Raw genomic sequence first — 12241 nt, 5'->3', positions numbered from 1 at the left:
GCTACGCACCGCCGCCGCCCGGGCCAGCGATCCGCACCCTGCCCACGGAGGCCTACGCCCCGTGGGTTTCGCGAGCGCTGGCCTTCGTCATCGACTACCTGCCGTACGTCGTCCTGCAGGCCATCGGGTCGTGGATCATGTTCGCCACCCAGCAGTCGGGGTGCGTCACCGATGTCACCCAGTACACCGTGAACCAGTACTGCGCGACCCAGGACTCCACCACCGGCGTGCTGGCGCAGTGGTTGGCGACGCTGATCGGTCTGGGCTACCTGGTGTGGAACTACGGCTACCGCCAGGGCACCACGGGGTCGAGCGTCGGCAAATCGGTGACGAAGATCAAAGTGGTCAGCGAGGTCACCGGCCACCCCATCGGTTTCGGGATGTCGGTCGTTCGCCAGATCGCGCACATCGTCGACGCGATCGTCTGCTTCATCGGTTTCCTTTTGCCGCTGTGGGATTCCAAGCGGCAGACGCTGGCCGACAAGATCATGTCGACGGTGGTCCTGCCGATCGAACAATGACGGCGTTGCGTGGTGACGGAGCCGGGGCCGCGGCTGTCACTAGGCTTGTCGTCGATGAGCGACGACCGTAACGGCCACCACGGGTTCAACGGGCTAGCCACCAAGGCCATCCACGCCGGCTACCGTCCGGATCCGGCGACCGGGGCGGTCAACGCCCCGATCTATGCGAGCAGCACCTTCGCCCAGGACGGTGTCGGGGGCCTGCGCGGGGGATTCGAATACGCGCGCACCGGCAACCCGACCCGGGCCGCGCTGGAGGCTTCGCTGGCCGCCGTCGAAGACGGCGCGTTCGGTCGGGCGTTCAGTTCGGGGATGGCCGCCACCGACTGCGCCCTGCGGGCGCTGCTGCGGCCCGGCGACCACGTGGTCATCCCCAACGACGCCTACGGCGGCACCTTCCGGCTGATCGACAAGGTGTTCACGCAGTGGAATGTCACCTATACGCCGGTGGGGCTGTCCGACCTGGACGCCGTCCGCGCCGCCATCACGCCGCAGACCCGGCTGGTGTGGGTGGAAACCCCGACCAATCCGTTGCTGTCCATCGCCGACATCGCGGGCCTCGTCCGGCTGACGGCCGAGCTCGGCACACAACGCTCGGCAAAGGTGTTGGTGGACAACACGTTTGCTTCACCGGCCCTACAACAGCCGTTGCCGCTGGGCGCCGACGTCGTGCTGCACTCGACGACCAAATACATCGGCGGCCATTCCGACGTGGTGGGCGGCGCGTTGATCACCAACGATCAAGAGCTGGACGACGCGTTCGCCTTCCTGCAGAACGGGACCGGCGCGGTGCCGGGGCCGTTCGACGCCTACCTGACGATGCGCGGCCTGAAAACGTTGGTGCTGCGGATGCAGCGACACAGCGAAAACGCGTTGGCCATAGCGGAATTCCTCGCCGGGCATCCCGCGGTGAGCACGGTTTTATACCCGGGCCTGCCCGGCCACCCGGGGCACGACGTCGCCGCGCGGCAGATGCGCGGCTTCGGCGGCATGGTGTCGGTGCGCATGCGCGGCGGCCGGCAAGCCGCCGAAGATCTGTGCGCCCGCACCGAGGTGTTCATCCTGGCCGAGTCGCTGGGCGGCGTCGAGTCGCTGATCGAGCACCCGAGCGCCATGACGCACGCGTCGACGGCCGGTTCTCAGCTGGAAGTGCCCGACGACCTGGTCCGCCTGTCGGTCGGCATCGAAGACGCCGAGGACCTGCTGGCCGACCTCGACCAGGCGCTGGCCTAGCGGCGAGCAGACGCTAGGAGTGGTACGGCTCCGCGCTGACCAGCGTGACCTCGACGGTGTTGCCGTTGGGCACGGTATAGCTGCGGGTCTCGCCCACCTTGGCGTCGATCAGGGCGCCACCCAGCGGCGAATTCGGTGAGTACACCTCGAGCTTGCCGTCGTTGATGCCCTCCTGGCGGGTGGCGATCAAGAACGTCTCGGTGTCGGACTCGTCGCCGTTGTAGTACACCTTGACCACCGAACCGGGCAGCGCGACGCCGGACTGCTTGGGCGCCTCGCCGACCTTGGCGTTGTTGAGCAAGTCCTGCAATTGGCGGATGCGGGCCTCCTGCTGACCTTGCTCTTCACGCGCCGCGTGGTACCCGCCGTTCTCGCGCAGGTCACCCTCCTCGCGGCGGTCGTTGATTTCCGCGGCGATGACCGGACGATTGGCGATCAGCTGCTCGAGCTCGGCCTTGAGTCGGTCATGTGACTCCTGGGTCAGCCAGGTCACCTGGATATCCGTCATCTCGTCGTGCTCCTCGTTATTGTCGTTCCGCGTTTCGCGCAAGCCTCAAGATCCCCGCCGCCGGAGTGCCCGGGTCCCACCCCGCCTACCGCCGCTCCGTTCTGCTCGCGGCCTTTAATGCAGCAATACACGGTCCCATACGGAACCGTGCATTCACCCATGTTACCACCGCGCAAACAATTGATGACGCCATATTCGCAGTTCGGCCTCCGCTGATCAGCCCGGGCGCAGGTAGCCCGGCACGTCGGCGCCGCACCCGTAGACGTCCGCCATCACCGGCGGCTTGCTGGACTTCACCGTGGTCGTCACCTGCACGGTTCCCTGGTCTGACGGCGGGACCAGGACCTCGCGCCGGCCCGTCTCGCTGCCGTCCTTGGCGCGCACCCGCACGATGCAGTCGACCGGCCGCGACGGGTCGGATCGCGTCACGCTGATCGTTACCGACGCCGTCTCGTCGTCGATCACCTGGTAGCCGGCCAGCGAGCCCGCGACCTCGCTGGTGCCGAGCCGTTGGTAGCCGACGACGGCCACCACGACACCGGCGCCGACGACCAGCACCCCCAGGCCGATCACCACGCGGCGCCGCGAGACGCGCGACAGCCGCGAACGCCCGTAGCGGGCCTCGGGGCGCCGAAGGGGAGTTTCGCTCATGCCTGGGTATGCCTGGACTGTGGCTGCCGGACGCCTGCCGACAGAATGCAACGATCGAAACTGGAATTATAGGGTCGCTTCTAGCTCTTCAGTGAAGACCAGGGAATCGACAAGGGGGCACGTGAGCAAGCTGCGGTTGATGGCGGTGCACGCCCACCCGGACGACGAGTCCAGCAAGGGTGCGGCGACGCTGGCCCGCTACGCCGACGAGGGTCATCGGGTGCTGGTGGTGACGTTGACCGGCGGCGAGCGCGGCGAGATTCTCAACCCCGCGATGGACCTGCCCGACGTGCTGGAACACATGGCCGAGATCCGCCGCGACGAAATGGCCAAGGCCGCCGAGATCCTCGGCGTGGAACACACCTGGCTGGGATTCGTCGACTCGGGCTTGCCCAAGGGCGACCCGCCGCCACCGCTGCCCGAGGGCTGCTTCGCGCTGGTGCCGCTGCAGGAGCCCGTCGAGGCGCTGGTGCGGGTGATCCGCGAGTTCCGGCCACACGTGATAACCACCTACGACGAAAATGGCGGCTACCCGCATCCCGATCACATTCGCTGCCACCAGGTTTCGGTCGGCGCCTTCGAGGCGGCCGGCGACTACGCCCGCTTCCCCGACGCCGGCGAGCCGTGGGCGGTGTCCAAGCTGTACTACGTGCACGGCTTCCTGCGGGCGCGCATGCAGCTGCTGCACGACGAATTCGTCAAACACGGCCAGCAGGGCCCGTTCCAAAAGTGGCTCAAGCACTGGGATCCCGAGCATGACCCGTTCGAGTCGCGGGTGACGACGCGCGTCGAGTGCTCGGCATATTTCAGCCAGCGCGACGACGCGTTGCGCGCGCACGCCACCCAGATCGACCCGAACGCCGAGTTCTTCGCCGCCCCGATCGAATGGCAGCAGCGGCTATGGCCGACCGAGGAATTCGAGTTGGCCCGTTCCCGCCTTCCCGTCAAACTGCCCGAGGACGATCTGTTCGCCGGAATCGAGGGCGACGAGTGAACCACCATCTGCTGCGGGCGATCGCCGACGCACCCCACAATCACGGCCCCGACTTCGGCAAGGCCAGCCCGGTGGGGCTGCTGGTCGTGGTGCTGCTGTTGATCGCCACCCTGTTCCTTTTGCGATCGATGAACCGCCAGCTGAAGAAGGTGCCCGACTCGTTCGACCCCAAGCACCCCGAGCCGGACCAGGCCGCCGACGAGGGCACCGATGCGGTCGGCGACGAGGGACCCGAGCAGCCCCCCGGGCAGCCGAATGGGCCGGCGCGGGGACCGGGACCCGGCGATGAGCCCGGCTGAATCTTCGTCGACGAACACCCTCGGGCTGGCGACGAGCCCGTATCTGCGCCAGCACGCCGACAACCCGGTGCATTGGCAGCAGTGGACGCCGCAGTCGCTGGCCGATGCCGCCGCGCGGGACGTGCCGATCCTGCTGTCGATCGGCTACGCCGCCTGCCACTGGTGCCACGTCATGGCCCACGAATCGTTTGAAGACGACGAGGTGGCCGCCGTGATGAACGCCGGATTCGTATGCATCAAGGTCGACCGCGAGGAACGGCCGGACATCGACGCGGTCTACATGAACGCCACCGTCGCGCTCACCGGCCACGGCGGGTGGCCGATGACGTGTTTCCTGACGCCGGACGGCCGGCCCTTCTTCTGCGGCACGTACTACCCGAAAGACTCGTTCCTGCAGCTTCTTTCGGCCGTCTCCGCCACCTGGCGGGACCGGCGGGGCGAGGTCGAAGAGGCGTCGGACCGGATCGCCGGCGAGCTGCGCGACATGACCTCGGGACTGCCTGGGGGCGGACCCCGCGTCGAGCCGGCGTTGTGTGACCACGCCGTCGCGGCCGCGCTGCGCGACCAGGACACGGTGCACGGCGGGTTCGGTGGCGCGCCCAAGTTCCCGCCGTCGGCGCTTCTCGAGGCGCTGCTGCGCAACCACGAGCGCACCGGATCGGCGGCGGCGCTTCAGGCGGTGCAGCGCACCGGCAACGCGATGGCCCGCGGCGGCATCTACGACCAGCTTGCCGGCGGCTTCGCCCGCTACAGCGTCGACAACGCTTGGGTGGTGCCGCATTTCGAGAAGATGCTCTACGACAACGCGCTGCTGCTGCGCTGCTACGCCCACTGGGCCCGGCGGACCGGAGATCCGCTGGCGCGCCGGGTCGCCGCCCAGACCGCGGGGTTCCTGCTCGACGAGCTGGCGGACGGCGGGATGTTCATCTCGTCGCTGGACGCCGACGCCGCCGGCCGCGAGGGCCTGACCTACGTCTGGACGCCCGGGCAGCTGACCGAGGTGCTCGGCGCCGACGACGGACGCTGGGCCGCAGAGGTTTTCGCGGTCACCCGGACCGGCACGTTCGAACACGGCAGCTCGGTGCTGCAGCTGCGCGCCGACCCCGACGATCCGCAACGATTCGAGCGGGTGCGGACCGCGCTGCTGGCCGCCCGGCTCACCCGCCCCCAGCCCGGCCGCGACGACAAGGTGGTCACCTCCTGGAACGGGCTGGCGGTCACCGCGCTGGCCGAGGCCAGCGTGGCCCTGGGGGAACCGGAATTGGCCCAAGCGGCGCGGCGCTGCGCGACGGCGCTGCTGGACACCCACGTCGTCGACGGCCGGCTGCGGCGCGCCAGCCTCGCCGGAGTGGTCGGCGACAGCGCCGCCATCCTGGAGGATCACGCCATGCTGGCCACCGGGCTGCTCGCGCTGTACCAGCTGAACCCGGAGGCGCCGTGGCTGGCCGCGGCGACCGAGCTGCTGGACACCGCGCTGCGCCACTTCGCCGACCCGCAGCGCCCCGGCCGCTGGTTCGACACCGCCGACGACGCCGAGCGGTTGGTGCTGCGGCCCGCCGACCCGCTGGACGGGGCGACGCCGTCGGGTGCGTCGTCGATCACCGAAGCGCTGCTGACGGCGGCGCACCTGGTCGACGGCGACAGCGCTGGGCGATACCTGCAGGCGGCGGACGACTCCCTCAGCGCACATGCGGTGCTGCTCGAGCGCGCGGCGCGCTCCGCCGGACATTGGCTGGCCGTCGCCGAGGCCGCCGTGCGCGGACCCCTGCAGATCGCGGTCGTCTGTGACCCGGCGCGGTCGGCATTGCTGGCCGACGCGCGACGGCTGGCGCCCGGCGGGGCGATCGTCGTGGGCGGGGAGACGGACTCGTCGGCGCTGCTGGTCGGCCGGGACCGGCTGGACGGCGCCGACGCCGCGTACGTGTGCCGCGGGCGGATCTGTGACCTACCGGTGTCCCGGGCCACCGAACTGGCGGCCGCCCTGGGTGTTTCGGGCCGGTAGCCCGGCGGCTACCCTGCGCCCATGCCGAATGCCGACAGGGCCCCCGCGATCACCGAGACCGTCAACCGCTACATCGAGCTGGTCGCCAAGGGCAGCGCCGACGAGCTCGTCGAGCTCTACGCCGACGACGCGACCGTCGAGGATCCGGTCGGCGGCGAGGTGCACATCGGGCATCAGGCGATCCGCCGCTTCTACTCCGCGGTCAACGACGTGCAGCGCGAATGCGAGCTGCTGTCGCTGCGGGTGGCCGGCAACGAGGCGGCCTTCCAGTTCCGGGTGACCGCGACCGCCGGCGAGCACCGGATGGTGATCGAGCCGATCGACGTGATGGTCTTCGACGACCGCGGCAAGGTCACCGCGATGAAGGCCTACTGGTCGGCGGCCGACGTCAGGCAGCTTTAGCGGGGATCAGGCCGGGTGGCCGACGTAGAAAACGGCGAGCCACATGGCGATGTAGTGCAGGATCGCCGCGATCGCGGTGAAGGCGTGGAAGAACTCGTGATACCCGAACGTCTTCGGCCACGGGTCCGGCCAGCGCAGTCCATACAGTAGGCCACCGATGCTGTACAGCGCGCCGCCGACGGCCAGCAGCACCATGGCGGCCACCCCGGCGGTGTGAATGATGGTGGGGGCGTACCACACCGCCACCCAGCCCAACAGCAGATACAGCGGCACGCCGACCCAGCGCGGCGCAGCGGGCCAGCACACCTTCAGCGCGATGCCCGCCAGCGCGCCGCCCCACACGATCCACATCACCAATCGCCCATCGGCGGGAGGCATCGCCAGCATCGCAAACGGCGTGTAGCTGCCCGCGATGAACAGGAAGATCATCGAATGGTCGAGCCGTTTCATCCGCTTGCGGGCGGCCTCCGACTTCCAGTTCACGCGGTGGTAGGTGGCGCTCACGGCGAACATCGCCACCGTGGTCAGGGCGTAGGCAAACGTCGTAAGTCCGGCGCGGGTGGATGCCACCGGCCACGACACCGACACCAGAGTCGCTCCGCAGATGACCGCCAGCCACGCGGAGTAGAAGTGGATCCAGCCGCGCATGCGGGGCTTTTCCAGGGTCTGGGCAGCACCTTCGACGACTTGTTCGACGGTGTTGCCCGGCATGATTGCCTGCGATTCGGCCTCCGAATTCTTGAACGCGCTGGTCTGGGTGCTCATGTTCTCCTGTTGCCTTGTCGTGCAGGTCGGGAATTGCCGGTGGCTGCTCTCAATCCAGAGTAATAGGGAATAGTCACGACACGGCGTCGCCGTGCGGTGACATTGCGTGCGATGTGGACCGGAAACTGGTGCCGCTCACAGTAGGGTGGAGCTTCGTGGAGATCATCCCGCCACGGCTCAAAGAGCCGTTGTACCGCGTCTACGAGCTGCGGCTGAGGCAGGGTCTGGCCGCCTCCAAATCCGAGCTGCCCCGCCATATCGCGGTCCTGTGCGACGGGAACAGGCGATGGGCGCGCAACGCCGGTTACGACGACGTGAACTACGGCTACCGGATGGGTGCGGCCAAGATCGCCGAGATGCTGCGCTGGTGCCAAGAGGCCGGCATCGAGATGACCACCGTGTACCTGCTGTCCACCGAGAACCTGCAGCGCGATCCCAACGAGCTGGCCGGGCTCATAGAGATAATCACCGACGTGGTCGAGGAGATCTGCGCGCCCGCCAACCGCTGGAGCGTGCGCACCGTAGGGGATCTGGGGCTGATCGGTGAGGAACCGGCCCGCCGGCTGCGCGGCGCGGTGGAGTCCACCCCGGCCGTCGCGCCGTTTCACGTCAACGTCGCCGTCGGCTACGGCGGGCGCCGCGAGATCGTCGATGCGGTGCGCGCGTTGCTGAGCAAGGAACTGGCCAACGGGGCCACCGCCGAGGAGCTCATCGACGCGGTGACCGCCGATGGCATCTCCGAAAACCTTTACACCTCCGGGCAGCCCGACCCCGATCTGGTGATCCGCACGTCGGGCGAGCAACGACTGTCCGGGTTTCTGCTGTGGCAGAGCGCGTACTCGGAGATGTGGTTCACCGAGGCGCACTGGCCCGCGTTCCGCCGCGTGGACTTCCTGCGCGCGCTGCGCGACTACAGCCAGCGGCACCGCAGATATGGCAAGTAGCGTGCGGGCCGGCACGAATTAGACCCGTGCCACACTGGATGCATGGCTGCGCTGTCGGCGGTGGTTTTCACGCTGAGCGGGTGGCTGGGGTTGTATCTACTGGCCCGCGATCCCCGCAAGCCGGTGCTTGCGTTGGCGGCGATCGGACTCTGCGGTTTCGCGCTGGTGGTGGCGCTGGACGCGGTGCGCACGGGCGGCGCTTCGCATGCCGTCCTGCTCGGCCGGCTGGAGATCTATCTGGCCGCCGTGCCCAGCGTGGCGTGGTTTGCGGTGCTCGTCGAACTGTCCGTTCCGTGTGAGAGCTGGCGGGCGCGAAGCCGCGAGGTGCTGCTCATCGTCGGCGTCGCCGCGCTCACCCTGGTCGGCGCCACGATGGCGGGCAGCGTCGAAGGGCCGCTGCGGCCGGGCCATGTGCTGATGATGGCGGTGATCTCGGTGTCCACCCTGGGCGCGATGGTCTTCGCGGTCCGGCGATCCGACCAGCCGGTGTCCGTCGGCCGGCGCGGTTTGGGACTGGTCGTCGTTGCGACGCTGTTCTTCGCCCTGGCCAACGCCATCCTCATCATTCCGCTGGGCCTGGTGCCCAGCTGGCTGGCGCTGGCGTCCACCGGTTTCGACGTGCTGATGCTGGGTGTGGCCGTGGCCCTGTGGGACGCGTTCGACGAGGGCCAGGCGCTGCGCGCAGACATGCTTCGCTCCTTCGCGGGCTGCTCGGTGGTGGCACTCCTGTTCGGCGGCCAGGCGCTGATCGGCCTGGCCCTGACGCGGCACGAGCACACCGCCCGGACGGTGCTGACCGTGCTGTTGTTCACCACCCTGGCCATCGCCATCACGGTGCAGGTGCTGGCCGACCCGCTAGCCGGGCTGCTGGACCGGCTGGCCTTCTGGAAGTCGCCGACCCTGCGGGCGGACCGGGCCGCGTTGCGGCACACCGGGGCGGCGTTGCCGCTGCGCTCGGAGGACCCGTTGGTCGACGTCGACGACGAAGCCTTCGCCCGGCTCACCCGCCGGGCGCTCGGCCACTACGGTGACCTGACCAAGCTGGTCGCCAGCCCCCTGACCGCTTTGCCGGTGATCGACCAGCGGCTGGCGGCGCGGGATGCGCCCGATCACCCGCTGGAGCGGGCCAACGAGCTCAAGGCCGTTCTCGCCGACGGCATCGCGCGGCTCAAACCCCGCGACGGTGGTGAGTTCGGAACCACCGAGGAGTGGCGGTACTACAACTCGCTGTATTTCCCCTACGTCGTCGGGGTGCGTGCGTACGCGCAGAACGCCACCGCCGCCGGGTTGGATCCGATCGCCCGGCAGGCTTGGCAGTGGCTGGTGACCGAGGTCCCGCAGCGCTCGCTGCACAACTGGCAGAACGCCGCGGCCCGGCTCATCGCCGCGGACCTGCGCGGGCGGGTCCCGGTTCCCAGCGAATAGCCGCGCGCAAGTGCGGTAGGGCGCGCCGTCGTAACGTCGCTGCGACAAATCGCCCGAAATTTCACCGTGACGTTACGTCCGCGGCTCGCCAAGATGTGGCATCGGAATGACAACGTCGGTTGTAGTGGTCAATTCCGTCCGGGTCGATCAGTCTTGCAGTGGCACGGCGCCGAATACGTGGTGTGCGACTAACCGGTCCGCATGCGCCAACCCGAATATGCAAGGGGGCTCTATGTTTTCGTCGACCCTTCCGCCCGCCCAAGTCGTGCGGGTCATCGAAATGATCCGACATCATCTCGGTCAGCTGCACCGGCGGATGGTGCCTCCGCCGGCGGCGATGCTGGAAATGATCGCAGACGCCTGGGCCGCACAGGCGATTACCGCCGCGGCGGACCTCGGCATCGCCGACGCGCTGGCCAAGGGGCCGTTGTCGGCCGCCGAGTTGGCCGCTGTGGTGGACGCCAACGCTGACACCGTGAGTCGACTGCTCAGGGCCCTGATCAGCCGCGGCGTCTTCCGCCAATTGCGCGACGGCCGTTACGATCTCAACCCGCTGGCGGAGACCCTGCGTACCGACGGCAATGTCTCGCTGCGCGCCTTCGCCCGGTTCGTGGGCTCACCCCAGGAACGAGAGCATTGGAGCCACATCACCGAAGCGATTCGCACCGGCCGATCCGTTGTTCCCGGCCTGCGCGGTAAATCGATTTTCGAGTACCTGGCTGAAAACAAAGAACTCGACGAGATTTTCAATGACGCGATGACGGGCGTATCCGGGCTCGGGATCGAGGCGGTGACCGCCGGCTACGACTTCGGCCGGTACGCCACCATCGTCGACGTCGCTGGTGGGCACGGCCGGTTTCTGGCAACGATCTTGAACGCCACGCCGGGAGCCCGCGGCATTCTCTTCGACCAGCCCCACGTTGTCGCGGGCGCCCCGGCGCTGCTCGAGCAACTTCTGGTCGCCGACCGCGTCCAGGTGGTCGGCGGTTCGTTTTTCGACGCCGTGGCTGAGGGTGGCGACGCTTATGTCCTCAAACACATCATCCACGACTGGCCCGACGAAGAAGCGGTACAAATTCTCACCAACGTGCGCAAGGCGGCCGGGGCCGAGAAACACGTGCTGCTTGTCGAATTCGTCATTCCGCGGCACAACCGGGAATTCGTGGGTAAGTGGGTGGATCTGCAAATGCTCGTCGACGCAGGCGCGCGCGATCGCACCGCCCCCGAATATGGCCGACTTCTCAGCCGCGCCGGCTTTCGCATGACGCGGGTGGTGGAAACGGCCTCACCGGTCAGCATCGTTGAAGCGGTTGCCATCTAACCAGACGCTCGATTTCGCAAGGGAGGACTATGTTTTCGTTGAAGCTGCCACCCGCCCAGGTCGTGCCGGTCATCGAGATCATCCGGCATCGCATCGGTCAGCTGAGCCGGCGCATGGTCCCGCCACCGGCCGCGATGTTGGAAATGATCACGAATGCCTGGGCGGCGCAGGCGATTACCGCGGCGGCGGACCTCGGCATTGCCGATGCGCTGGCCAAGGGGCCGCTGTCGGCCGACGAGTTGGCCGCTGCGGTCAACGCCAACGCTGACACCGTCAGCCGACTGCTGCGGGCCTTGATCAGCCGGGGCGTTTTCCGTCAGCGTCGCGACGGGCGTTACGAGCTCACGCCGCTGGCGGAGACGCTGGGCACCGGCGGTGATGTGTCGCTGCGCGCCCTCGCCCGGTTTCTGGGTTCGCCCCAGCAGCGCGAACACTGGAGTCACCTCACCGACGCGATTCGTACCGGGCGGGCAGTCGTCCCCGAACTGCGCGGCAAACCCGTGTTCGAGTACCTGGCCGAGGAGCCGGAATTCGCCGCAATCTTCAACAGCGCGATGACGAGCATGTCCGAGCTCGCGATCGCGGCGGTGACTGCGGCCTACGACTTCAGCCGCTACGCCACCATCGTCGACGTCGGCGGCGGTCACGGGCGGCTGCTGGCCGCAATTCTGGAAGCCACTTCGCACGCCCGCGGCATCCTGTTCGACCTGCCACAAGTGGTCGCAGGAGCTCACGACATCCTTGCCGAACGCCACGTCCGAGACCGGGTGGAAGTTATTGCAGGGTCGTTCTTCGATGCCATACCCGACGGCGGTGACGCGTACGTGCTGAAGAACGTGATACACGACTGGCCCGACGACGACGCTGCGCACATTCTCGGCAACGTGCGCAAAGCGGCGGCCGCCGGGCATCACGTATTGCTTGTCGAATTCGTCATTCCGCGCCACAAGCGCGAATTTTTCGGCAAGTGGGCAGACCTGGAAATGCTCGTCGTGGCCGGTGCCCGCGAGCGCTCCACTGGCGAATATGCCCGGCTGCTCGACCGCGCCGGCTTCCGCATGAGCCGGGTAGTGAAAACGGCGTCACCGTTCAGCGTGGTCGAGGCGATCGCAATTTAGCGAAAATTGTCCCGGCATCCGGGAATAGCCCGGGGAAATGACCCGTAGTTGTACACGT

General features: G+C 68.1%; 13 protein-coding genes. 10 read left to right on the top strand and 3 right to left on the bottom strand.

The window, feature by feature from the left end:
* Together A5764_RS08595 and A5764_RS08590 are read left to right on the top strand one after the other, a co-directional pair.
* On the top strand, positions 1–521 hold a 521-nt coding region (locus A5764_RS08595; RefSeq protein WP_067111608.1), incomplete at its 5' end, for an RDD family protein.
* A gap of 54 nt (positions 522–575) precedes the next feature.
* Positions 576–1754 carry a cystathionine gamma-synthase gene (locus tag A5764_RS08590; protein ID WP_067111606.1) on the top strand — a complete coding sequence of 393 codons (1179 nt, stop codon included), beginning with the start codon at positions 576–578 and terminating at the stop codon, positions 1752–1754.
* Positions 1755–1767: 13 nt separating this feature from the next.
* Here A5764_RS08590 and greA read toward each other — a convergent pair whose 3' ends face one another.
* Both greA and A5764_RS08580 read right to left on the bottom strand, forming a co-directional pair.
* A complete protein-coding gene (gene greA / locus A5764_RS08585; RefSeq protein WP_067111631.1) occupies positions 1768–2262 on the bottom strand; it encodes a transcription elongation factor GreA in 495 nt (164 codons plus the stop codon).
* Between the two features lie 216 nt (positions 2263–2478).
* On the bottom strand, positions 2479–2913 hold the full coding sequence (locus A5764_RS08580) for a DUF4307 domain-containing protein (RefSeq protein WP_067111603.1): 435 nt from the start codon (positions 2911–2913) through the stop codon (positions 2479–2481).
* 121 nt (positions 2914–3034) lie between these two features.
* Between A5764_RS08580 and mca the strand changes: the two genes are divergently transcribed.
* From mca to A5764_RS08560, 4 genes are read left to right on the top strand one after another with little or no spacing between them, the layout of a single operon-like run.
* Positions 3035–3907 (top strand): mycothiol conjugate amidase Mca, encoded by an 873-nt coding sequence (gene mca / locus A5764_RS08575; protein ID WP_067111600.1) that lies wholly within the window; start codon positions 3035–3037, stop codon positions 3905–3907.
* Entirely contained in the window at positions 3904–4206 is a 303-nt protein-coding gene (locus A5764_RS08570) for a hypothetical protein (protein ID WP_067111597.1), read from the top strand. The genes mca and A5764_RS08570 overlap by 4 nt, the downstream gene beginning before the upstream one ends.
* The gene (locus tag A5764_RS08565; protein WP_067111628.1) at positions 4193–6208 is read left to right on the top strand and encodes a thioredoxin domain-containing protein; all 2016 of its coding nucleotides are present in this window, start codon (positions 4193–4195) and stop codon (positions 6206–6208) included. The genes A5764_RS08570 and A5764_RS08565 overlap by 14 nt, the downstream gene beginning before the upstream one ends.
* 21 nt (positions 6209–6229) lie before the next feature.
* Positions 6230–6610: a nuclear transport factor 2 family protein gene (locus A5764_RS08560; RefSeq protein WP_067111594.1), complete on the top strand. Its 381-nt coding sequence runs from the start codon at positions 6230–6232 to the stop codon at positions 6608–6610.
* Between the two features lie 6 nt (positions 6611–6616).
* Here A5764_RS08560 and A5764_RS08555 read toward each other — a convergent pair whose 3' ends face one another.
* The gene (locus A5764_RS08555) at positions 6617–7375 is read right to left on the bottom strand and encodes a hemolysin III family protein (RefSeq protein WP_067111591.1); all 759 of its coding nucleotides are present in this window, start codon (positions 7373–7375) and stop codon (positions 6617–6619) included.
* A gap of 155 nt (positions 7376–7530) precedes the next feature.
* Between A5764_RS08555 and A5764_RS08550 the strand changes: the two genes are divergently transcribed.
* The 4 genes from A5764_RS08550 (at position 7531) to A5764_RS08535 (ending at position 12183) form a co-directional block, all read left to right on the top strand.
* A complete protein-coding gene (locus A5764_RS08550; RefSeq protein ID WP_067111625.1) occupies positions 7531–8319 on the top strand; it encodes a (2Z,6E)-farnesyl diphosphate synthase in 789 nt (262 codons plus the stop codon).
* 42 nt (positions 8320–8361) lie between these two features.
* The gene (locus A5764_RS08545; protein WP_067111589.1) at positions 8362–9744 is read left to right on the top strand and encodes a hypothetical protein; all 1383 of its coding nucleotides are present in this window, start codon (positions 8362–8364) and stop codon (positions 9742–9744) included.
* A gap of 232 nt (positions 9745–9976) precedes the next feature.
* The gene (locus A5764_RS08540; RefSeq protein WP_067111586.1) at positions 9977–11065 is read left to right on the top strand and encodes a methyltransferase; all 1089 of its coding nucleotides are present in this window, start codon (positions 9977–9979) and stop codon (positions 11063–11065) included.
* A 29-nt stretch (positions 11066–11094) separates the two neighbouring features.
* Complete coding sequence (locus A5764_RS08535; protein WP_067111583.1) at positions 11095–12183, top strand: methyltransferase; 1089 nt, start codon at positions 11095–11097, stop codon at positions 12181–12183.
* The last annotated feature ends 58 nt before the right edge of the window (positions 12184–12241 follow it).

Source organism: Mycobacterium sp. 852002-51057_SCH5723018 (assembly GCF_001667035.1).
Taxonomy (GTDB): domain Bacteria; phylum Actinomycetota; class Actinomycetes; order Mycobacteriales; family Mycobacteriaceae; genus Mycobacterium.
Note: the sequence above shows the minus strand (reverse complement) of the source record. Positions and strands in the feature narration are given on the sequence as shown.

What these genes read in the sequence shown, in the direction of transcription:
- A5764_RS08590 (WP_067111606.1), top strand. Translation starts at nt 576, where the DNA reads ATGAGCGACGACCGTAACGGCCACCACGGGTTCAACGGGCTAGCCACC.
- greA (WP_067111631.1), bottom strand. Translation starts at nt 2,262, where the DNA reads ATGACGGATATCCAGGTGACCTGGCTGACCCAGGAGTCACATGACCGA.
- A5764_RS08580 (WP_067111603.1), bottom strand. Translation starts at nt 2,913, where the DNA reads ATGAGCGAAACTCCCCTTCGGCGCCCCGAGGCCCGCTACGGGCGTTCG.
- A5764_RS08565 (WP_067111628.1), top strand. Translation starts at nt 4,193, where the DNA reads ATGAGCCCGGCTGAATCTTCGTCGACGAACACCCTCGGGCTGGCGACG.
- A5764_RS08560 (WP_067111594.1), top strand. Translation starts at nt 6,230, where the DNA reads ATGCCGAATGCCGACAGGGCCCCCGCGATCACCGAGACCGTCAACCGC.
- A5764_RS08555 (WP_067111591.1), bottom strand. Translation starts at nt 7,375, where the DNA reads ATGAGCACCCAGACCAGCGCGTTCAAGAATTCGGAGGCCGAATCGCAG.
- A5764_RS08545 (WP_067111589.1), top strand. Translation starts at nt 8,362, where the DNA reads ATGGCTGCGCTGTCGGCGGTGGTTTTCACGCTGAGCGGGTGGCTGGGG.
- A5764_RS08540 (WP_067111586.1), top strand. Translation starts at nt 9,977, where the DNA reads ATGTTTTCGTCGACCCTTCCGCCCGCCCAAGTCGTGCGGGTCATCGAA.
- A5764_RS08535 (WP_067111583.1), top strand. Translation starts at nt 11,095, where the DNA reads ATGTTTTCGTTGAAGCTGCCACCCGCCCAGGTCGTGCCGGTCATCGAG.